General features: G+C 71.8%; 16 protein-coding genes, 1 pseudogene and 1 riboswitch. Of the genes and pseudogenes, 16 read left to right on the forward strand and 1 reads right to left on the reverse strand.

All coding sequences use genetic code 11. The features are described from left to right. The 15 genes and pseudogenes from ACIA6T_RS22865 to ACIA6T_RS22935 all read left to right on the forward strand — a co-directional run. Nucleotides 1–112, forward strand: a pseudogene (locus tag ACIA6T_RS22865) (ABC transporter permease); the annotation flags it as partial. Further along, nucleotides 105–881 (forward strand): ABC transporter ATP-binding protein, encoded by a 777-nt coding sequence (locus ACIA6T_RS22870; protein WP_385058822.1) that lies wholly within the window; start codon nucleotides 105–107, stop codon nucleotides 879–881. The pseudogene ACIA6T_RS22865 and the gene ACIA6T_RS22870, both read left to right, overlap by 8 nt. 359 nt (nucleotides 882–1,240) lie before the next feature. Beyond that, nucleotides 1,241–2,152, forward strand: coding sequence for a squalene synthase HpnC (gene hpnC / locus ACIA6T_RS22875; protein ID WP_399448300.1), 912 nt, complete (start codon nucleotides 1,241–1,243; stop codon nucleotides 2,150–2,152). Further along, nucleotides 2,149–3,099, forward strand: a complete 951-nt coding sequence (gene hpnD / locus ACIA6T_RS22880; protein ID WP_399448301.1) for a presqualene diphosphate synthase HpnD — start codon at nucleotides 2,149–2,151, stop codon at nucleotides 3,097–3,099. Before hpnC ends, hpnD begins: the two co-directional genes overlap by 4 nt. After that, nucleotides 3,099–3,224, forward strand: coding sequence for a DUF6380 family protein (locus tag ACIA6T_RS22885; protein WP_399448302.1), 126 nt, complete (start codon nucleotides 3,099–3,101; stop codon nucleotides 3,222–3,224). Before hpnD ends, ACIA6T_RS22885 begins: the two co-directional genes overlap by 1 nt. Then, nucleotides 3,221–4,738, forward strand: coding sequence for a hydroxysqualene dehydroxylase HpnE (gene hpnE, locus ACIA6T_RS22890; RefSeq protein ID WP_399448303.1), 1,518 nt, complete (start codon nucleotides 3,221–3,223; stop codon nucleotides 4,736–4,738). Before ACIA6T_RS22885 ends, hpnE begins: the two co-directional genes overlap by 4 nt. Nucleotides 4,739–4,802: 64 nt before the next feature. Further along, on the forward strand, nucleotides 4,803–5,867 hold the full coding sequence (locus tag ACIA6T_RS22895; RefSeq protein ID WP_399448495.1) for a polyprenyl synthetase family protein: 1,065 nt from the start codon (nucleotides 4,803–4,805) through the stop codon (nucleotides 5,865–5,867). Between the two features lie 117 nt (nucleotides 5,868–5,984). After that, nucleotides 5,985–8,030, forward strand: coding sequence for a squalene--hopene cyclase (gene shc / locus ACIA6T_RS22900; RefSeq protein ID WP_399448304.1), 2,046 nt, complete (start codon nucleotides 5,985–5,987; stop codon nucleotides 8,028–8,030). Then, complete coding sequence (locus ACIA6T_RS22905) at nucleotides 8,030–8,836, forward strand: 1-hydroxy-2-methyl-2-butenyl 4-diphosphate reductase (protein WP_399448305.1); 807 nt, start codon at nucleotides 8,030–8,032, stop codon at nucleotides 8,834–8,836. The genes shc and ACIA6T_RS22905 overlap by 1 nt, the downstream gene beginning before the upstream one ends. Before the next feature lie 5 nt (nucleotides 8,837–8,841). After that, nucleotides 8,842–9,864, forward strand: a complete 1,023-nt coding sequence (gene hpnH, locus ACIA6T_RS22910) for an adenosyl-hopene transferase HpnH (RefSeq protein WP_399448306.1) — start codon at nucleotides 8,842–8,844, stop codon at nucleotides 9,862–9,864. A 4-nt stretch (nucleotides 9,865–9,868) separates the two neighbouring features. Then, a complete protein-coding gene (ispG, locus tag ACIA6T_RS22915; RefSeq protein ID WP_399448307.1) occupies nucleotides 9,869–11,026 on the forward strand; it encodes a flavodoxin-dependent (E)-4-hydroxy-3-methylbut-2-enyl-diphosphate synthase in 1,158 nt (385 codons plus the stop codon). Nucleotides 11,027–11,054: 28 nt separating this feature from the next. Then, complete coding sequence (gene dxs / locus ACIA6T_RS22920; RefSeq protein ID WP_399448308.1) at nucleotides 11,055–12,968, forward strand: 1-deoxy-D-xylulose-5-phosphate synthase; 1,914 nt, start codon at nucleotides 11,055–11,057, stop codon at nucleotides 12,966–12,968. Beyond that, complete coding sequence (locus ACIA6T_RS22925; protein ID WP_399448311.1) at nucleotides 12,965–14,368, forward strand: aspartate aminotransferase family protein; 1,404 nt, start codon at nucleotides 12,965–12,967, stop codon at nucleotides 14,366–14,368. Before dxs ends, ACIA6T_RS22925 begins: the two co-directional genes overlap by 4 nt. A 75-nt stretch (nucleotides 14,369–14,443) precedes the next feature. Continuing rightward, a complete protein-coding gene (locus ACIA6T_RS22930) occupies nucleotides 14,444–15,067 on the forward strand; it encodes a helix-turn-helix domain-containing protein (protein ID WP_399448312.1) in 624 nt (207 codons plus the stop codon). Continuing rightward, nucleotides 15,064–15,192 carry a DUF6126 family protein gene (locus ACIA6T_RS22935; protein WP_399448313.1) on the forward strand — a complete coding sequence of 43 codons (129 nt, stop codon included), beginning with the start codon at nucleotides 15,064–15,066 and terminating at the stop codon, nucleotides 15,190–15,192. The genes ACIA6T_RS22930 and ACIA6T_RS22935 overlap by 4 nt, the downstream gene beginning before the upstream one ends. 9 nt (nucleotides 15,193–15,201) lie before the next feature. Here ACIA6T_RS22935 and ACIA6T_RS22940 read toward each other — a convergent pair whose 3' ends face one another. After that, entirely contained in the window at nucleotides 15,202–15,999 is a 798-nt protein-coding gene (locus ACIA6T_RS22940) for a tyrosine-protein phosphatase (protein ID WP_399448314.1), read from the reverse strand. A gap of 171 nt (nucleotides 16,000–16,170) precedes the next feature. On the opposite strand from ACIA6T_RS22940, the gene ACIA6T_RS22945 reads away from it, so the two are divergent. Beyond that, nucleotides 16,171–18,258 (forward strand): alpha-galactosidase, encoded by a 2,088-nt coding sequence (locus tag ACIA6T_RS22945; protein WP_399448315.1) that lies wholly within the window; start codon nucleotides 16,171–16,173, stop codon nucleotides 18,256–18,258. Nucleotides 18,259–18,572: 314 nt separating this feature from the next. Beyond that, nucleotides 18,573–18,734, forward strand: a riboswitch (cyclic di-AMP (ydaO/yuaA leader). The last annotated feature ends 3 nt before the right edge of the window (nucleotides 18,735–18,737 follow it).

Genomic DNA, 18,737 nt, shown 5'->3' on the forward strand with positions numbered 1-18,737 from the left:
CTCGTACCTGCCCCCGCACGTGTGGGCGTTCGCGGTGGGCTGGGCGCTGCTGGCCGGCGTGATCGGCTTCGTGTACTTCTGGAAGGCAGAGGAGAGGTACGGCCGTGGCTGACACCACCGACGAGAAGATCCCCACGGTCATCGCGGACGACCTGCACATCGTCTACCGCGTCAACGGCGCGAAGACCGGCAAGGGCAGCGCCACGGCGGCGCTCAGCCGCATCGTCAAGCGGGGCGAGGAGCGGGGCGTGCGCAAGGTGCACGCCGTGCGCGGGGTGTCCTTCGTGGCGTACCGGGGCGAGGCGATCGGACTCATCGGCTCCAACGGCTCGGGCAAGTCGACCCTGCTGCGGGCCATCGCCGGACTGCTGCCCGCCGAACAGGGCAAGGTCTACACCGACGGCCAGCCCTCCCTGCTCGGCGTCAACGCCGCCCTGATGAACGACCTGACGGGCGAACGGAACGTCATATTGGGCGGGCTCGCCATGGGTATGTCCCGCGAGCAGATCAAGGCCCGCTACCAGGAGATCGTCGACTTCTCCGGCATCAACGAGAAGGGCGACTTCATCACCCTGCCGATGCGCACCTACTCCTCCGGCATGGCGGCCCGGCTGCGCTTCTCCATCGCCGCCGCCAAGGACCACGACGTCCTGATGATCGACGAGGCGCTGGCCACCGGCGACCGCAAGTTCCAGAAGCGCTCCGAGGCCCGCATCCGGGAGCTGCGCAAGCAGGCCGGCACGGTGTTCCTGGTCAGCCACAACAACAAGTCGATCCGCGACACCTGCGACCGCGTGCTCTGGCTGGAACGCGGTGAGCTGCGCATGGACGGCCCCACCGACGAGGTGCTCAGGGAGTACGAGAAGTTCACGGGGAAATAGCCCGGTGCCAGGAGGGCCCCGCCGGAACTGTCCGGCGGGGCCCGGCGTCTGCGAAGGAGACGTCAACTCCGGCCGCCCGGTGGAATCTTGACGCCGATCGGTGTGTTGTCGTGGTGCGCGGAGACCCCCGTCGTCACGCGCCACGTTGCACAACGTAAGCTGTACCGGTCCCGAAAGGCGGCAATCAGGGCCATAATGCCCGACACCATCCAACGGTGCCGCATGGCGAAAGCCTCGGCGGCGTGTCCGAAATAGTATGCATTGGGTCAGCAGTGTAGAACGGGAGATGTGACGGCAATGGTTACGGAGACTCCCCGGCTGAACGCAGCGTGTGCCGTCCCCGCCCATGGCAGTCCGCGATGACGTCCGAGGCCGCGGCGCGTGCCGTCGACCCCGAGCGCGCCACCCTCGACAAGGCCGCCGCCGAGAACTTCCCCGTGGCCCCCTTCTTCCTGCCCCGGCCCTGGCGCGACGCCCTCATGGCGGTGTACGGGTTCGCCCGTCTGGTCGACGACATCGGCGACGGTGACCTGGCCCCCGGCGGCACCGACGCCCGCCTCCTCGGGGTGTCCGGGAAGGACGCCGGGGACCGGCTGGTGCTGCTGGACGCCTTCGAGGCGGACCTGCGCCGGGTGTTCGAACCGGCGGGCCCCGAGCCGCGCCATCCGCTGCTGCGCCGCCTCCGGCCGACGGTCCGCCGCCACGCGCTGACCCCCGAGCCCTTCCTCGGCCTGATCGCCGCCAACCGCCAGGACCAGCTCGTCAAGCGGTACGAGACCTACGACGACCTGCTCGCCTACTGCGAACTGTCGGCCAACCCCGTCGGCCGCCTCGTCCTCGCCGTCACCGGCACCTCGACGCCCGAGCGCGTCCGCCGCTCCGACGACATCTGCACCGCCCTCCAGATCGTCGAGCACCTCCAGGACGTCGCCGAGGACCTCGGCCGCGACCGCGTCTACCTGCCCGCCACGGACATGAAACGTTTCCACGTCCAGGAGGCGGACCTCGCCGCACCCACCGCCGGCGCATCGGTGCGCGCACTGGTCGCGTACCAGGCGGAACGCGCCCTCGGGCTGCTGAATGAAGGCTCCCCCCTCGTGGGTAGCGTCCACGGCAGACTCAGACTGCTGCTCGCGGGGTTCGTGGCGGGAGGAAGGGCGGCCCTCCGCGCGATCGCCGCCGCCGAATACGACGTACTTCCCGGCCCGCCCAAGCCCGGCAAGGTCCAGTTGCTGCGCGAGGCGGGCGTGACTCTGCGAGGAAAGGGGTGATCCGGACCGTGGAGTCGCAACCACCCGCGTCCGCACCGGTACTCGCCGCCTACAGCTACTGCGAGGCCGTCACCGGACAGCAGGCGCGCAACTTCGCCTACGGCATCCGGCTGCTGCCGACGCCCAAGCGGCGCGCGATGTCGGCGCTGTACGCGTTCTCCCGGCGCGTCGACGACATCGGCGACGGCCCGCTGGCGCACGACGTCAAGGTGACCCGGCTGGAGGACACCCGGGCGCTGCTCACCCGGATCCGCGACGGCGCGGTCGACGAGGACGACACCGACCCGGTCGCGGTCGCCCTCGCCCACGCCGCCGAGCACTTCCCGATCCCGCTCGGCGGCCTGGACGAACTCATCGACGGCGTCCAGATGGACACGCGCGGCGAGACCTACGAGACCTGGGACGACCTCAAGGTCTACTGCCGCTGTGTCGCCGGCGCCATCGGGCGGCTCTCGCTCGGCGTGTTCGGCACCGAACCGGGCGCGCGCGGCGCCGAACGCGCACCCGAGTACGCCGACACCCTCGGCCTCGCCCTCCAGCTCACCAACATCCTCCGCGACGTCCGCGAGGACGCCGAGGGCGGGCGCACCTACCTGCCCGCCGACGACCTCGCCAAGTTCGGCTGCTCGGCCGGGTTCGACGGGCCCACGCCACCGGAGGGCTCCGACTTCGCGGGCCTGGTCCACTTCGAAGTGCGCAGGGCCCGCGCCCTGTTCGCCGAGGGCTACCGGCTGCTCCCCCTGCTCGACCGGCGCAGCGGCGCCTGCGTCGCCGCCATGGCCGGCATCTACCGCCGGCTCCTGGACCGCATCGAGCGCGACCCCGGGGCCGTCCTGCGCGGCCGGGTCTCCCTGCCCGGACGCGAGAAGGCGTACGTCGCGGTGCGCGGCCTGTCCGGCCTGGACACCCGGCACGTGACCCGGCGCACCGTCAGGAGGCGCGCCTGATGGACACCCCGCACCCCGGCGGAAAACGGCGGGCAACCCTCCGCCGCGATGTCGCGTCCCAGACCGAGACGGCCGGTCCCGCATCGTTCGAGCAGCGCACCGGCCGGACGGAGGAGGGCGCATGAGCCACGGCACACGCTCCGCGGGGCCGCTCACGGACGACCCCGTTCCGGCGGGACGGCACGCCGTCGTCGTCGGCGGCGGGCTCGCCGGCGTCACCGCCGCGCTGGCGCTCGCCGACGCCGGGGTGGGCGTCACCCTGCTCGAAGGCCGGCCGCGCCTGGGCGGGCTCGCCTTCTCCTTCCAACGCGGCGACCTGACCGTCGACAACGGTCAGCACGTGTACCTGCGCTGCTGCACCGCCTACCGCTGGTTCCTCGACCGGATCGACGGAGCGGCGCTGGCACCGCTGCAGGACCGCCTCGACGTGCCCGTCCTCGACCTCGACCGCCCCGAGGGGCGGCGGCTCGGCAGACTGCGCCGCGACGCGCTGCCCGTCCCCCTGCACCTGGGGCGCAGCCTCGCCACGTATCCGCACCTCTCGCTCGCCGACCGGGCCAAGGTGAGCCGGGCAGCGCTCGCGCTCAAGGGGCTCGACCTCGCCGATCCGGCCCTGGACACCCAGGACTTCGGCAGCTGGCTGACCGCGCACGGCCAGTCGGCGCGCGCCGTCGAGGCCCTGTGGGACCTGGTCGGGGTCGCCACCCTCAACGCGGTCGCGGGCGACACGTCCCTGTCGCTCGCCGCGATGGTGTTCAAGACCGGTCTGCTGTCCGACCCTTCGGCGGCCGACATCGGCTGGGCCCGGGTGCCGCTGGGCGAACTGCACGACCGGCTCGCCCGCGAGGCGCTCGACTCCGCGGGCGTGCGTACCGAGGTCCGTACACGGGTCACCTCCGTCTCCGTGAACGGGAGCGGGGGATGGAGCGTCCGGGTTCCCGGCGAGACGATCCACGCCGACGCGGTCGTCCTCGCCGTACCGCAGCGCGAGGCGTACGACCTGCTGCCCGCGGGCGCGCTCGACGCCCCCGAACGGCTGCTCGCCATCGGCACCGCCCCGATCCTCAACGTGCACGTCGTCTACGACCGCAAGGTGCTCGCCCGGCCCTTCTTCGCCGCCCTCGGCACCCCCGTGCAGTGGGTCTTCGACCGCACCGACGCGTCCGGGCTGAAGCGCGGCCAGTACCTCGCGCTGTCCCAGTCGGTCGCCCGGGACGACATCGACGAGCCGGTCGCCGTGCTGCGCGAGCGGTACCTGCCCGAACTGGAGCGGCTGCTGCCGCGTACCCGCGACGCCCGGGTCGAGGACTTCTTCGTCACCCGGGAGCGCACCGCCACGTTCGCTCCCGCCCCCGGCGTCGGACGCCTCAGGCCCGGCGCCCGCACCAAGGCACCCGGCCTGTACCTGGCCGGAGCGTGGACCGCCACCGGGTGGCCCGCGACCATGGAGAGTGCGGTCCGCAGCGGCGTCGGCGCGGCGGACGCCGCGCTGAGCGCCCTCGGCCGGCCCCGCCCCCGCCACCTCTTCGCCCTGGAGGAGGCGGCGTACTCCACCCTCCCGGGGGACATCCCCCGGGCCCCCGGCCACCATCCGGAGGGCACCGGTGCCGCACTGCGAGGTGGGCCCGGTGAAGGTTGACGAACGCGGCGCGGCAGGTCCCCGCACCCCCGGTACCGCAACAAGAGGAGAGACTGTGCCCCCTGTGCCCCCGGCCTCGCAGGCCGCTCGAAGGACCGCGGTGGACGTGTCCGCGCTCCTGGAGCGCGGGCGGACCCTGGCCACACCGGTACTGCGGGCGGCCGTCGACCGCCTGGCACCTCCCATGGACACGGTCGCCGCCTACCACTTCGGCTGGATCGACGCCCACGGCAGGCCCGCGGACGGCGACGGCGGCAAGGCCGTGCGCCCGGCCCTCGCCATGCTGTCCGCCGAGGTCACCGGAGCCGCTCCGGAGACCGGTGTCCCCGGCGCGGTCGCCGTCGAACTGGTCCACAACTTCTCGCTCCTGCACGACGACCTGATGGACGGCGACGAGCAGCGCCGGCACCGCGACACCGTCTGGAAGGTGCACGGCCCCGCCCAGGCCATCCTGGTCGGCGACGCCCTGTTCGCCCTGGCCAACGAGGTGCTGCTGGAGCTCGGCACCGTCGAGGCGGGCCGTGCCACCCGCCGGCTGACCACCGCCAGCCGCTCGCTCATCGACGGCCAGGCCCAGGACATCTCCTACGAGCACCGCGACCGCGTCAGTGTCGAGGAGTGCCTGGAGATGGAGGGCAACAAGACCGGCGCCCTGCTCGCCTGCGCCAGCTCCATCGGCGCGGTGCTCGGCGGCGCGGACGACCGCACCGCCGACGCGCTGGAGAGGTACGGCTACCACCTCGGCCTCGCCTTCCAGGCCGTCGACGACCTCCTCGGCATCTGGGGCGACCCGGAGGCCACCGGCAAGCAGACCTGGAGCGACCTGCGCCAGCGCAAGAAGTCCCTCCCGGTCGTGGCCGCGCTCGCGGCGGGCGGCCCCGCCTCCGAGCGGCTCGGTGAGATCCTCGCCGCCGACGCCAAGAGCAGCGACTTCGCGAACTTCTCCGAGGAGGAGTTCGCGGCCCGTGCCGCCCTCATCGAGGAGGCCGGCGGCCGCGACTGGACCGCCGAAGAGGCACGCCGTCAGCACACCGTCGCCATCGAGGCCCTGCACGCCGTGGACATGCCCGACCGGGTGCGGGACCGGTTCACGGCGCTCGCGGACTTCGTCGTCGTACGAAAGAGATGATCACTATCGGTCGAATAACCCTCGCGTAGTCGCCGGCCGGCGCCCAGGGGAGAACGGCACCGGCCGACGGCGGACCCACAGCAGACACCACTCGCAGGACTGCACGAAGGGGAAGCCATGACAGCGACGACCGACGGAAGCACCGGGGCGGCCCTGCCGCCCGCGGTGACCGCGGCCAGCGAAAACGACACCGACATCCCCGAGGCGGCCGGGGTTCCCGACATCGCCGCCCGCGCCATGCGGCGCGCCACCGACTTCCTGCTGTCCCGCCAGGACGACCAGGGCTGGTGGAAGGGCGACCTCGAGACCAACGTCACGATGGACGCCGAGGACCTGCTGCTGCGTCAGTTCCTCGGCATCCGCGACGAGGACACCACCCGCGCCGCCGCCCTGTTCGTCCGCGGCGAGCAGCGCGAGGACGGCACCTGGGCCACCTTCCACGGCGGACCCGGCGACCTCTCCGCCACCATCGAGGCGTACGTCGCGCTGCGGCTGGCCGGCGATCCGCCCGACGCCCCGCACATGGCCAGAGCCTCCGCCTGGATCCGTGAGCGGGGCGGCATCGCCGCCTCCCGCGTCTTCACCCGGATCTGGCTGGCCCTGTTCGGCTGGTGGAAGTGGGAGGACCTGCCCGAACTCCCGCCCGAGCTGATCTGGTTCCCGTCCTGGGTGCCGCTCAACATCTACGACTTCGGCTGCTGGGCCCGGCAGACCATCGTGCCGCTGACGATCGTCTCCGCCAAACGGCCGGTGCGCCCCGCCCCGTTCCCGCTGGACGAGCTGCACACCGACCCGCACCGCCCCAACCCTCCCCGGCCGTTCGCCCCGGCGAGAAGCTGGGACGGCGCCTTCCAGCGGCTGGACAAGGCCCTGCACACGCTGCGCGGGGCCGTCCCGCGCCGGCTGCGCGGGGCGGCCATGAACGCCGCCGCCCGCTGGATCATCGAACGGCAGGAGAACGACGGCTGCTGGGGCGGCATCCAGCCCCCGGCGGTGTACTCGATCATCGCGCTGCACCTGCTCGGATACGACCTGAACCACCCGGTGATGCGCGCGGGCCTGGAGTCGCTGGACCGGTTCGCCGTGTGGCGCGAGGACGGGGCCCGGATGATCGAGGCCTGCCAGTCCCCGGTGTGGGACACCTGCCTCGCCACCATCGCGCTGGCCGACGCGGGCCTGCCCGCCGACCATCCGCAACTGGTCAAGGCCGCCGACTGGATGCTCGGCGAGCAGATCGTGCGGCCCGGCGACTGGTCCGTGCGCCGGCCCCATCTGCCGCCCGGCGGCTGGGCGTTCGAGTTCCACAACGACAACTACCCCGACATCGACGACACCGCCGAGGTGGTCCTCGCGCTGCGCCGGGTCAAGCACCACGACCCCGAGCGGATGGACAACGCGATCGGGCGCGGGGTGCGCTGGAACCTCGGCATGCAGTCGCGGAACGGCGCCTGGGGCGCGTTCGACGTCGACAACACCAGCCCGTTCCCCAACCGGCTGCCGTTCTGCGACTTCGGCGAGGTCATCGACCCGCCGTCGGCCGACGTCACCGCGCACGTCGTGGAGATGCTCGCCGTCGAGGGCCTCGCCCACGACCCGCGCACCCGGCGCGGCATCCAGTGGCTGCTCGCCGAACAGGAGCCCGACGGTTCCTGGTTCGGCCGCTGGGGCGTCAACTACCTCTACGGCACAGGCTCCGTGGTCCCCGCGCTGACCGCGGCCGGGTTCCCCGGCTCGCACCCGGCGATCCGGCGGGCCGTGGCCTGGCTGGAGAAGGTGCAGAACGACGACGGCGGCTGGGGCGAGGACCTGCGCTCCTACCGCTACGTCCGCGAGTGGAGCGGCCGCGGCGCCTCCACCGCCTCACAGACCGCCTGGGCGCTGATGGCGCTGCTCGCGGCCGGGGAGCGGGAGTCCAAGGCCGTCGAACGCGGCATCCAGTGGCTGGCGGACACCCAGCGCGAGGACGGATCCTGGGACGAGCCGCACTTCACCGGCACCGGCTTCCCCTGGGACTTCTCCATCAACTACCACCTCTACCGGCAGGTCTTCCCGCTCACCGCGCTCGGCCGGTACGTGCACGGGGAGCCGTTCACCGGGAAACCGGTCGCGGCGAGGACCCAGGCCGGGCCCGGACAGCCGCTCGCCGAGGCGAAGGGAAGCTGATGAGCTCCCAGCCCGCCCCGGCCCCGCTGCTGATCGCCTGCGCGCTCGGCATCGAGCAGTTCGCCCTGCGCAGGCGGGAGAGGGGCGTGTGGCGGAGGGGCGCGCCGGTGGCGAGGGCCCATGGGGGTCCCCCCGCGCGAGCGAAGCCGGGCGTGGGGGAGCGCGAAGGCCCCGACGAAGGAGGGGCCGAGCACGGGCGTGCCCTCGTCACCGGCTTCCAGCGCCCCGGAGCCGCACGGGACACGTGGAGCACCACGGGCGGGCCGGTCACCGTCCTGCGTACGGGCATGGGGCCGGCGGCGGCCGAGCGCTCCGTCACCCGGATGCTCACCGGACCGGACCTGAACCGGGCGGCCGTCCTCGCCACGGGCTTCTGCGCCGGGCTCGCCCCCGGGATGCACCCCGGCGACCTGGTCGTCGCCGAGGAGACCCGGGACCCGCGCGGCAGCGTCCCGTGCGTGGGGACCGGACTGCTGGTGAAGGAGCTGGGGCGCGCGGTGCCCGGACGCACCGTCCACACCGGTCCGCTCACCGGCTCCGACCACGTCGTCCGCGGTCACGAACGGTCCGGTCTGCTCGCGACCGGCGCGATCGCGGTCGACATGGAATCCGCCGCCACGCTCCTGAGCGCCGTCCGGGTGGGCGAGCGCCCGGTTGCGGCCGTCCGGGTGGTCGTGGACGCTCCTGAACACGAACTCGTCCGGATCGGCACGGTGCGCGGTGGAATATCGGCTTTCCGCGTTCTTCGGTCCGTACTCCCGGCTTTCCAAGAATGGCACCGTTCCTTGCCGCTCCCCAGGAGGTGAGCCAGATGGCCATGCCGCTGCGTCAGTCCATCAAGGTCGCTACATACTTGGCCGAACAGAAGCTCCGCAGGCGGGACAAGTTCCCGCTGATCGTCGAACTGGAACCGCTCTTCGCCTGCAACCTCAAGTGCGAGGGGTGCGGCAAGATCCAGCACCCGGCCGGGGTGCTCAAGCAGCGGATGCCCGTCGCCCAGGCCGTCGGCGCGGTACTGGAGTCCGGGGCGCCCATGGTGTCGATCGCCGGCGGCGAGCCCCTGATGCACCCGCAGATCGACGAGATCGTGCGCCAGCTGGTGGCCAGGCGCAAGTACGTCTTCCTGTGCACCAACGCCGTGCTGCTGCGCAAGAAGATGGACAGGTTCACCCCTTCGCCCTACTTCGCGTTCGCCGTGCACATCGACGGGCTGCGCGAGCGCCACGACGAGTCGGTGGCGAAGGAGGGCGTGTTCGACGAGGCCGTGGCGGCCATCAAGGAGGCCAAGCGGCGCGGCTTCCGGGTCACCACCAACTCGACCTTCTTCAACACCGACACCCCGCAGACCATCGTCGAGGTCCTCGACTACCTCAACGACGACCTGGGGGTCGACGAGATGATGATCTCGCCCGCCTACGCCTACGAGAAGGCCCCCGACCAGGAGCACTTCCTGGGCGTGGAGCAGACCCGGGAGCTGTTCAAGAAGGCCTTCGCGGGCGGCAACCGGCGCCGCTGGCGGCTGAACCACTCCCCGCTCTTCCTGGACTTCCTCGAGGGCAAGGTCGACTTCCCGTGCACCGCGTGGGCGATCCCCAACTACTCCCTCTTCGGCTGGCAGCGTCCCTGCTACCTGATGAGCGACGGCTATGTGCCGACGTACCGGGAGCTGGTCGAGGACACCGACTGGGACCAGTACGGCCGCGGCAAGGACCCGCGCTGCGCCAACTGCATGGCGCACTGCGGCTACGAGCCCACCGCCGTCCTCGCCACCATGGGGTCCCTGAAGGAGTCGCTGCGCGCCATGCGCGAGACGGTCTCCGGGAACAGGGAGTGAGGCCGTGACCGCTGTCTCCCTCGGGATGCCCGAGGTACCGCTGCCGTCGCTCGCCGAGCGGCGCGCCGCTCGGCGGATCCAGGTGGGACCGGTGGCGGTCGGCGGCGGTGCCCCGGTGTCCGTGCAGTCGATGACGACCACGCGCACCTCCGACATCGGCGCCACGTTGCAGCAGATCGCCGAGCTCACCGCGTCCGGCTGCCAGATCGTCCGGGTGGCCTGTCCCACGCAGGACGACGCCGACGCGCTCGCCACCATCGCCCGCAAGTCGCAGATCCCGGTGATCGCCGACATCCACTTCCAGCCCAAGTACGTCTTCGCGGCCATCGAGGCCGGCTGTGCCGCGGTACGCGTGAACCCGGGCAACATCAAGCAGTTCGACGACCGGGTGAAGGAGATCGCCAAGGCGGCCAAGGACCACGGCACCCCGATCCGGATCGGCGTCAACGCCGGGTCGCTGGACCGGCGGCTGCTGCAGAAGTACGGCAGGGCGACCCCGGAGGCGCTCGTCGAGTCCGCCCTGTGGGAGGCGTCCCTCTTCGAGGAGCACGGTTTCCGGGACATCAAGATCTCCGTCAAGCACAACGACCCGGTGGTGATGATCAACGCCTACCGGCTGCTCGCCGAGCGGTGCGACTACCCGCTGCACCTCGGCGTGACCGAGGCGGGCCCCGCGTTCCAGGGCACGGTCAAGTCGGCCGTCGCCTTCGGCGCGCTGCTCAGCGAGGGCATCGGCGACACCATCCGGGTGTCGCTGTCCGCGCCGCCGGTCGAGGAGGTCAAGGTCGGCATCCAGATCCTGGAGTCGCTGAACCTGCGCCGGCGCGGACTGGAGATCGTCTCCTGCCCGTCCTGCGGACGCGCCCAGGTCGACGTCTACAAGCTCGCCGACGAGGTGACCGCGGGCCTGGAGGGCATGGAGGTCCCCCTGCGGGTGGCCGTCATGGGCTGCGTCGTCAACGGCCCCGGCGAGGCCCGCGAGGCCGACCTCGGCGTCGCCTCCGGCAACGGCAAGGGGCAGATCTTCGTGAAGGGCGAGGTCGTCAAGACCGTCCCCGAGTCGAAGATCGTGGAGACGCTGATCGAGGAGGCGATGAAGATCGCCGAGCAGATGGAGAAGGACGGCATCGCGACGGGGGAACCGGCCGTCACCGTGAGCTGAACAGCACGGAACCGAAGGGGGACCGAGCGTGACGATCCTGGAGAGCATCCGGCAACCACGCGACCTGAAGGCGCTGTCCGAGGCGGAACTCGGCGAACTGTCCCACGAGATCCGGGAGTTCCTGGTGCACGCGGTCGCCAGGACCGGCGGCCACCTCGGCCCCAACCTCGGGGTGGTGGAACTCACCGTCGCCCTGCACCGGGTCTTCGAGTCGCCCGTCGACCGCATCCTGTGGGACACCGGCCACCAGAGCTACGTCCACAAGCTCCTGACCGGCCGCCAGGACTTCTCCAAGCTGCGCGGCAAGGGCGGCCTGTCCGGCTACCCCTCCCGTGAGGAGTCCGAGCACGACGTCATCGAGAACAGCCACGCCTCCACGGCCCTCGGCTGGGCCGACGGACTCGCCAAGGCCCGCCAGGTGCGGGGCGAGAAGGGCCACGTCGTCGCGGTGATCGGCGACGGCGCCCTCACCGGCGGCATGGCCTGGGAGGCGCTCAACAACATCGCCGCCGCCAAGGACCGCCCGCTGATCGTCGTCGTCAACGACAACGAACGCTCCTACGCCCCCACCATCGGCGGCCTCGCCAACCACCTCGCCACCCTGCGCACCACCGACAGCTACGAACGCGTGCTGGCCTGGGGCAAGGACGTACTCCAGCGCACCCCCGTGATCGGCCGCACCGTCTACGAGGCGCTGCACGGCGCGAAGAAGGGCTTCAAGGACGCCTTCGCCCCGCAGGGCCTCTTCGAGGACCTCGGCCTGAAGTACCTCGGCCCCATCGACGGCCACGACATCAAGGCCGTGGAGTCCGCGCTGCGCCGCGCCAAACGCTTCCACGGACCCGTCCTGGTCCACTGCCTCACCGAGAAGGGCCGCGGCTACGAACCCGCCCTCGCCCACGAGGAGGACCACTTCCACACCGTCGGCGTGATGGACCCGCTCACCTGCGCGCCGCTGGCCCCGTCCGGTGGACCGTCCTGGACTGACGTCTTCGGCGAGGAGATCGTCCGGATCGGCGAGGAACGCGAGGACGTGGTCGCGATCACCGCCGCCATGCTGCGTCCGGTCGGCCTCGGCGCCTTCGCCGAGCGGTTCCCGGACCGGGTGTGGGACGTCGGCATCGCCGAGCAGCACGCGGCCGTGTCCGCGGCGGGCCTGGCCACCGGCGGCCTGCACCCGGTCGTCGCCGTCTACGCCACCTTCCTCAACCGCGCCTTCGACCAGCTGCTGATGGACGTGGCGCTGCACCGCTGCGGGGTGACCTTCGTCCTGGACCGGGCAGGCGTCACCGGCGTCGACGGGCCCTCGCACAACGGCATGTGGGACATGTCCGTCCTCCAGGTCGTCCCCGGGCTGCGCATCGCCGCGCCCCGTGACGCCGACCAGCTCCGCGCCCAGCTGCGCGAGGCGGTCGCCGTCGACGACGCGCCCACCCTGCTCAGGTTCCCCAAGGAGTCCGTGGGCCCGTCGGTCCCCGCGCTGGACCGCGTCGGCGGCATGGACGTACTCCACCGGGCGCCCGGCCCCGAGGTGCTGCTGGTGGCCGTGGGCGTGATGGCGCCCGTCTGCCTGAAGGCCGCCGAACTGCTCGAAGCGCGCGGCATCGGGTGCACCGTGGTCGACCCCCGCTGGGTCAAACCCGTCGACCCGGCCCTCCCGCGGCTGGCCGCCGGGCACCGCATGGTGGCCGTCGTGGAGGACAACAGCCGTGCGGCCGGGGTCGGTTCGGCGGTGGCGCTGGCGCTGGACGACGCCGGGACCGACGTGCCCGTACGGCGGTTCGGCATCCCGGAGCAGTTCCTCGCGCACGCCAAACGCGGCGAGGTGCTCGCCGACATCGGCCTCACCCCGGTCGAGATCGCCGGCCGGATCAGCGCGGGCCTCGCCGCCGGCGAAGAGCCGGCGAAACAGTCACCGGACCCACAGGAGCCCCAGGCATGACCACCGCGGAGTCCTCGCAGACCGGGGAGTTCGACCTCGGCGCGCTGCTGGCCGAGCGCGGAGCCGAGCGCTACGAGCTGCACACCCGGTACCTCAACCACCAGCTCCCGCGCATGCTGCGCACCATCGGCTTCGACAAGGTCTACGAACGCGCCGAGGGCGCCCACTTCTGGGACGCCGACGGCAACGACCACCTGGACATGCTCGCCGGGTTCGGGGTGATGGGCCTGGGCCGCCACCACCCCGTGGTCCGCAAGGCGCTGCACGACGTCCTGGACGCCTCCCTCGCCGACCTCACCCGCTTCGACTGCCAGCCGCTGCCCGGCCTGCTGGCCGAGAAGCTCCTCACGCACAGCCCCCACCTGGACCGGGTGTTCTTCGGCAACAGCGGCACGGAGGCGGTCGAGACCGCCCTGAAGTTCGCCCGGTACGCGACCGGCAGACCGCGCGTCCTGTACTGCGAGCACGCCTTCCACGGCCTGACCACCGGTTCCCTCTCCGTCAACGGCGAGTCCGGCTTCCGGGACGGCTTCGCCCCGCTGCTGCCCGACACGGCCGTACCGCTCGGCGACCTCGACGCGCTGGAGCGGGAGCTGCGCAGGGGGGACGTGGCCGCACTGATCGTGGAGCCGATCCAGGGCAAGGGCGTGCACGAGGCCCCGCCCGGCTATCTGCGGGCCGCGCAGGAGCTGCTGCACCGGCACAAGGCGCTGCTGATCGCCGACGAGGTGCAGACCGGACTGGGCAGGACCGGCGACTTCTACGCCCACCAGCACGAGGAAGGTGTCGAACCGGACCTGGTGTGCGTGGCCAAGGCGCTCTCCGGCGGTTACGTACCGGTGGGCGCCACGATCGGCAAGGACTGGATCTTCAGGAAGGTCTACTCGTCGATGGACCGGGTGCTGGTCCACTCGGCCAGCTTCGGGGCCAACGCCCAGGCCATGGCGGCGGGCCTCGCGGTGCTGTCGGTCATGGAGAACGAGCGGATCGTCGCCCGCGCCCGCGGCACCGGCGAACTGCTGCGGACCCGGCTGGCCGCACTCACCGAGAAGTACGAGCTGCTCGCCGACGTCCGCGGCCGGGGCCTGATGATCGGCATCGAGTTCGGCCGGCCCCGGTCACTGAGACTGCGCTCGCGCTGGACCGTGCTCCAGGCCGCCCGCAAGGGACTCTTCGCGCAGATGGTGGTCGTCCCGCTGCTGCAACGGCACCGCGTCCTCACCCAGGTCTCCGGCGACCGCCTGGAGGTAATCAAACTGATCCCGCCGCTGATCATCGACGAGGAGGACGTCAACCGGTTCGTGGACGCCTTCACCGCGGTGATGGACGACGCGCACGACGGCGGCCTGGTGTGGGAGTTCGGCAGGACGCTGGTGAAACAGGCGGTGACCGACCGCTGACCCTCGCGCCCGTACCGGGTTTGCCTCTGAGGCAAGAAAATTGCCAGTGGGGCAAATCCGGGGCTCAATGGAGGCATGAGCTCCTCCGAGTCCGGGCCGCCGGCCGAACCGGCCGACGCGCTCCCCGTGGTCGCGCCGCAACTGCGCGCCCTGCGGCGACGGGCCTCCCTCACACTGGAGGCCGCCGCCCGCGACGCGGGTCTGTCGCCCGCCCATCTCTCCCGGCTGGAGACCGGACAGCGCCAGCCCTCGCTGCCGATGCTGCTCTCCCTCGCCCGCGTCTACGGTACGACCGTCTCCGAGCTGCTCGGTGAGTCGGCCGCCGACCGGGACGCCGTGGTGCGCGCCGCCGGCATGGAGTCCACGGCGGCGGGCGGCTGGACGTACTGGCAGGCCGGTGCCGCCGGGCGCGGTATGCAGGCCCTGCGGGTCCATGTGCCGTACGGCTCCCAGGGCGACATCGTGCGCGTCCACCCCGGCGAGGAATGGCTGTACGTCCTCAAGGGGCGGCTGCGGCTGCGCCTCGGGGACACCCTGCACCGGCTCGCCCCGGGCGACAGCGCGCACTTCGACTCGCTGACCCCGCACCGTATCGCCGCCGCCGACCCCGACGGGGTCGAGCTGCTGTTCGTCCACACCCTGCTGCAGAGTCCCACGGCCGCGCTGTGCCTGGGCCCGATCCACGGAGAAGCGACATGACCGGCAAAGACATGGAAGAGAAGCTCCCCCCGGCCCTGTGGGTGCGGCTGTTCATCTACATCGTGGTGGGACACCTCTTCGCGGCCTTCATCTACTTCCTCTTCGAGATCGCGCCGAAGAAGTAGGCGCCCGCCTCAGTCGAGCAGGCGCTCACGCAGCCGCTCCCGGTCCTCGGGCGTGAGCCCGAGCGCCTGCTCCAGATACGGCTCCACACCGCCCCAGGTCTCCTCGACGGTCTCGAAGGCCGCGGACAGGTACTCCGCGCGCGCGTCGAACAGCGGGCTGAGCAGCTCCATGACCTCGGGGGAGTAGGCCGAGGCGGAGCTGCCGCTGCGCTGCACCTTGTAGCGGCGGTGCTTGGCGTTGGACTTCAGGTAGTCGTCGACGATCGCGTCGCGCTCGACGCCCACCGCGAGCAGCGTCACCGCCACCGACAGCCCCGCGCGGTCCTTGCCCGCCGCGCAGTGCATCAGAGCGGGGACGCTGTCCTCGGCGAGCGAGCGCAGCACCCGGGAGTGCTCGGTGGTGCGCTCCTTGATGATCATGCGGTAGGAGCTGATCATCCGGTCCGCGCCCTTGCCGTCGTCGAGGATCGAGCGGAGCTGCTCCAGATCGCCGTCGCGGACCATCTTCCAGAACTCGGCGCCGTCGGCCGGGTCGCTGAGCGGCAGGTTCACGTTGCGCACACCCGGCAGCGCGACGTCCGGCCCCTCCAGCCTCTGGTCGGCCGCGTTGCGGAAGTCGAAGACCGTGTGCAGTCCGAGCGAGGACAGGAAGACGGTGTCCTCCGCGGTCGCGTGGGCGAGATGACCGCTGCGGAACAGCACCCCGTGCCGCACCCGCCTGCCGTCGACGGTCGGCAGTCCGCCCACGTCGCGGAAGTTGCGTACTCCGGCCAGCTCGGGTTCGGTCGACGGCACCTGCTGCGTCACGAAGGACTCCTCCCACTCGACGCCGCCGACGGGGCTCGTCGACGGGCACGCCTCGACGATACGACATGCCTGCCTGGGGCAATGAGTTGTCCACAGGCATTGCCCGACGGCCCCCGCGCCCCCGATGATGTTGGTGTCTGATCGCATCTGTTCGGGTATGTTGGAGGTTCGGTGACGCAGGTCTCCCAAGACGGTCGTACATGGCTCCTGTCGGGGCCGGCCAGCAGCTACGCGCTCCATGTCACGGACCGCGACGAGCTGGTGCATCTGCACTGGGGCCCGGGCATCACGCTCGCCGACGCGGAGGCCCTCGCCGCGCGCCCGCTGCCGGACGACTGGCCGTTCGAGTCCCGCCTGGACGGGCGCGAGGAGTACCCGGTCGAGGGCGGCCCCCGCTTCGTCCGGCCCGCCCTGTCCGTACGCACCGCCGACGGGCGGCGCGGCACCGAGTGGGTCTTCGACGGCCACGTGACGGACGACGGCGAAACCGGCGACGGCGAACTCCGTCTCCGCTTCCGCGACGGCGAGCTGACCGCGACCCTGCACTACCGGATGCGCGACGACGTGCTCGAACGCTGGGTGACCCTGCACAACCGGGGACCCGCGGTCGAGCTCCTGCGCGCCGACTCCGCCACCTGGACCCTGCCCGAGCGCGAGCACTGGCGGCTGTCCCAGCTCCACGGCCGCTGGGCCGCCGAGTCCCGGCTGACCCGCTCCCCGCTCACCTACGGCGAGAAGGTCATCGGCAGCCGCCGCGGCCACACCGGACACCAGCACCTGCCCTGGGTCGCGCTCGACACCGACGCGACCGAGGAACGCGGCGAGGTCTACGGCTGTGCCCTCGGCTGGTCCGGCTCCTGGCGCATCTCGGTCGCCCAACTCCCCGACGCGCGCGTGCAGATCACCGGCGGCGCGGGACACGACGACTCCGGCCTGCTGATGCTGGGCACGGAGGAGACGTACGTCACACCGGTCTTCGCCGGTCTGTGGAGCGACGGCGGCTTCGGCGGCGCCAGCCGCGCCTGGCACGCCTACCAGCGGACGTACGTCGTCCCGGACGCGGACCGGGACCGGCCCGTGCTGTTCAACTCCTGGGAGGCCACCGGGTTCGACATCTCGGAGGAGCAGCAGCGGGGGCTCGCGGCGCGGGCCGCCGCGATGGGCGTCGAACTGTTCGTGGTCGACGACGGCTGGTTCGGGGCGCGTACGAGCGACCGGGCCGGGCTCGGCGACTGGACGCCCAACCCCGACCGCTTCCCCGGCGGCCTGAAACCCCTCGCCGACCATGTGCACGGGCTCGGGATGAAGTTCGGCATCTGGGTCGAGCCGGAGATGGTCAACCCCGACAGCGACCTGTACCGCGCGCACCCCGACTGGGTGCAGTTCCAGCCGGGCCGCCGGCGCACGGAGTTCCGCAACCAGCTCGTGCTCAACCTCGCGCGGGACGACGTGCGGGAGTACCTCTGGGAGCAGCTCGACGGACTGCTCTCCGGCGTCCCCGTCGACTATGTGAAGTGGGACTTCAACCGCTGCTCCACCGACGCCGGGTGGCCGGACGACCCGTACCCGCAGCGGCTGTGGACCGACCATGTGCGCGGCCTGTACGCGCTGCTGGACCGGTTGCGGGCGGCCCATCCGGACGTGGCCTTCGAGTCCTGCTCGGGCGGCGGCGGGCGGATCGACCTGGGGGTCCTCTCCCGTACCGACCAGGTGTGGACCTCGGACAACACCGACCCGCTCGACCGGCTCGCCGTCCAGCACGGCTTCAGCCAGCTCCACCCGGCCCGGGTGATGGCCGCCTGGGTCACCGACAGCCCGAACGCGATGCTCAACGGACGGGTCAGTTCGCTGCGCTTCCGGTTCGTCAGCGCCATGGCGGGGGTGCTCGGCGTCGGCGGCGACCTCGCGCGGTGGACCGGGGAGGAGCTCGCCGAGGCGCGGGAGTGGGTCGCGCTCTACAAGGAGATCCGGCCCGTCGTCCAGCGCGGCGACCTGTACCGGCTGCGGCCCCCGGAGGGCGGACTGAGCGCGGTGCAGTACGTCCTCGGCGACGAGACCGTCGTCCTCGCCTGCCTCCAGGCGCAGCACTACGGAGAGCCCGTCCCGGCCCTCCGGCTGCGCGGCCTCGACCCGGAGGCGTCGTACGAATGCCGCGAAACCGGCGAAACGTACCGAGGCGCCCTCTTGCTGCACCACGGGCTGCGCACCGGTCTGCGGGGGGATCTGGACGCCGCGGTGGTGCGGCTGCGGCGCCTGTGATCTAACGATTGGGGCGTTCTGTCCGATTAGGAGTATTCGCCATAACGTGCCCCGAAAGGAAGGGAGATGGGGAAGGGGTGCGTGAGCAGCGTCATATCCGTGACGATGCGTTGTCGCCATGCTCACGTAATCCTGTGGAGCCGCAAGGGAATTCGCGGGGAAAAGGGAATCCCGGCTGACGCTCGGTGACGCCGATTCCGCCTTTGGATCACGGAGAAACACGTGCGCGGTGAACCTCGCGCTTGTCCCCCCACGTCCGGGTCGCTTACGTTCGCCACCGATCCGGACGGACGCCCAATCCTGCCGCCGCCCGGAGCCCGTACACACTGACCCGTACACGGCAGGAGCGGGGGACCCACAGGTACCACTGCCTGTTCCGGTTCCCGGAACGGCTTGGGGTTAAGCCGCGTGACAACGCGGCCGGGCATCTCCAGCCCGAACCCGACAGCTCACCTCGCAGGCGCCGGAGAGGAATTCGA

Origin of the sequence: Streptomyces sp. NPDC051740, assembly GCF_044453165.1 — a bacterium.
Classification (GTDB): Bacteria; Actinomycetota; Actinomycetes; order Streptomycetales; family Streptomycetaceae; genus Streptomyces; species Streptomyces atrovirens.

Excerpts from the sequence above, each read along its gene's own strand:
- hpnC (WP_399448300.1), top strand. The coding sequence starts at position 1,241 with ATGACGTCCGAGGCCGCGGCGCGTGCCGTCGACCCCGAGCGCGCCACC.
- ACIA6T_RS22885 (WP_399448302.1), top strand. The coding sequence starts at position 3,099 with ATGGACACCCCGCACCCCGGCGGAAAACGGCGGGCAACCCTCCGCCGC.
- ACIA6T_RS22925 (WP_399448311.1), top strand. The coding sequence starts at position 12,965 with ATGACCACCGCGGAGTCCTCGCAGACCGGGGAGTTCGACCTCGGCGCG.
- ACIA6T_RS22935 (WP_399448313.1), top strand. The coding sequence starts at position 15,064 with ATGACCGGCAAAGACATGGAAGAGAAGCTCCCCCCGGCCCTGTGGGTG.
- shc (WP_399448304.1), top strand. The coding sequence starts at position 5,985 with ATGACAGCGACGACCGACGGAAGCACCGGGGCGGCCCTGCCGCCCGCG.
- ACIA6T_RS22930 (WP_399448312.1), top strand. The coding sequence starts at position 14,444 with ATGAGCTCCTCCGAGTCCGGGCCGCCGGCCGAACCGGCCGACGCGCTC.
- hpnH (WP_399448306.1), top strand. The coding sequence starts at position 8,842 with ATGGCCATGCCGCTGCGTCAGTCCATCAAGGTCGCTACATACTTGGCC.
- hpnE (WP_399448303.1), top strand. The coding sequence starts at position 3,221 with ATGAGCCACGGCACACGCTCCGCGGGGCCGCTCACGGACGACCCCGTT.
- ACIA6T_RS22905 (WP_399448305.1), top strand. The coding sequence starts at position 8,030 with ATGAGCTCCCAGCCCGCCCCGGCCCCGCTGCTGATCGCCTGCGCGCTC.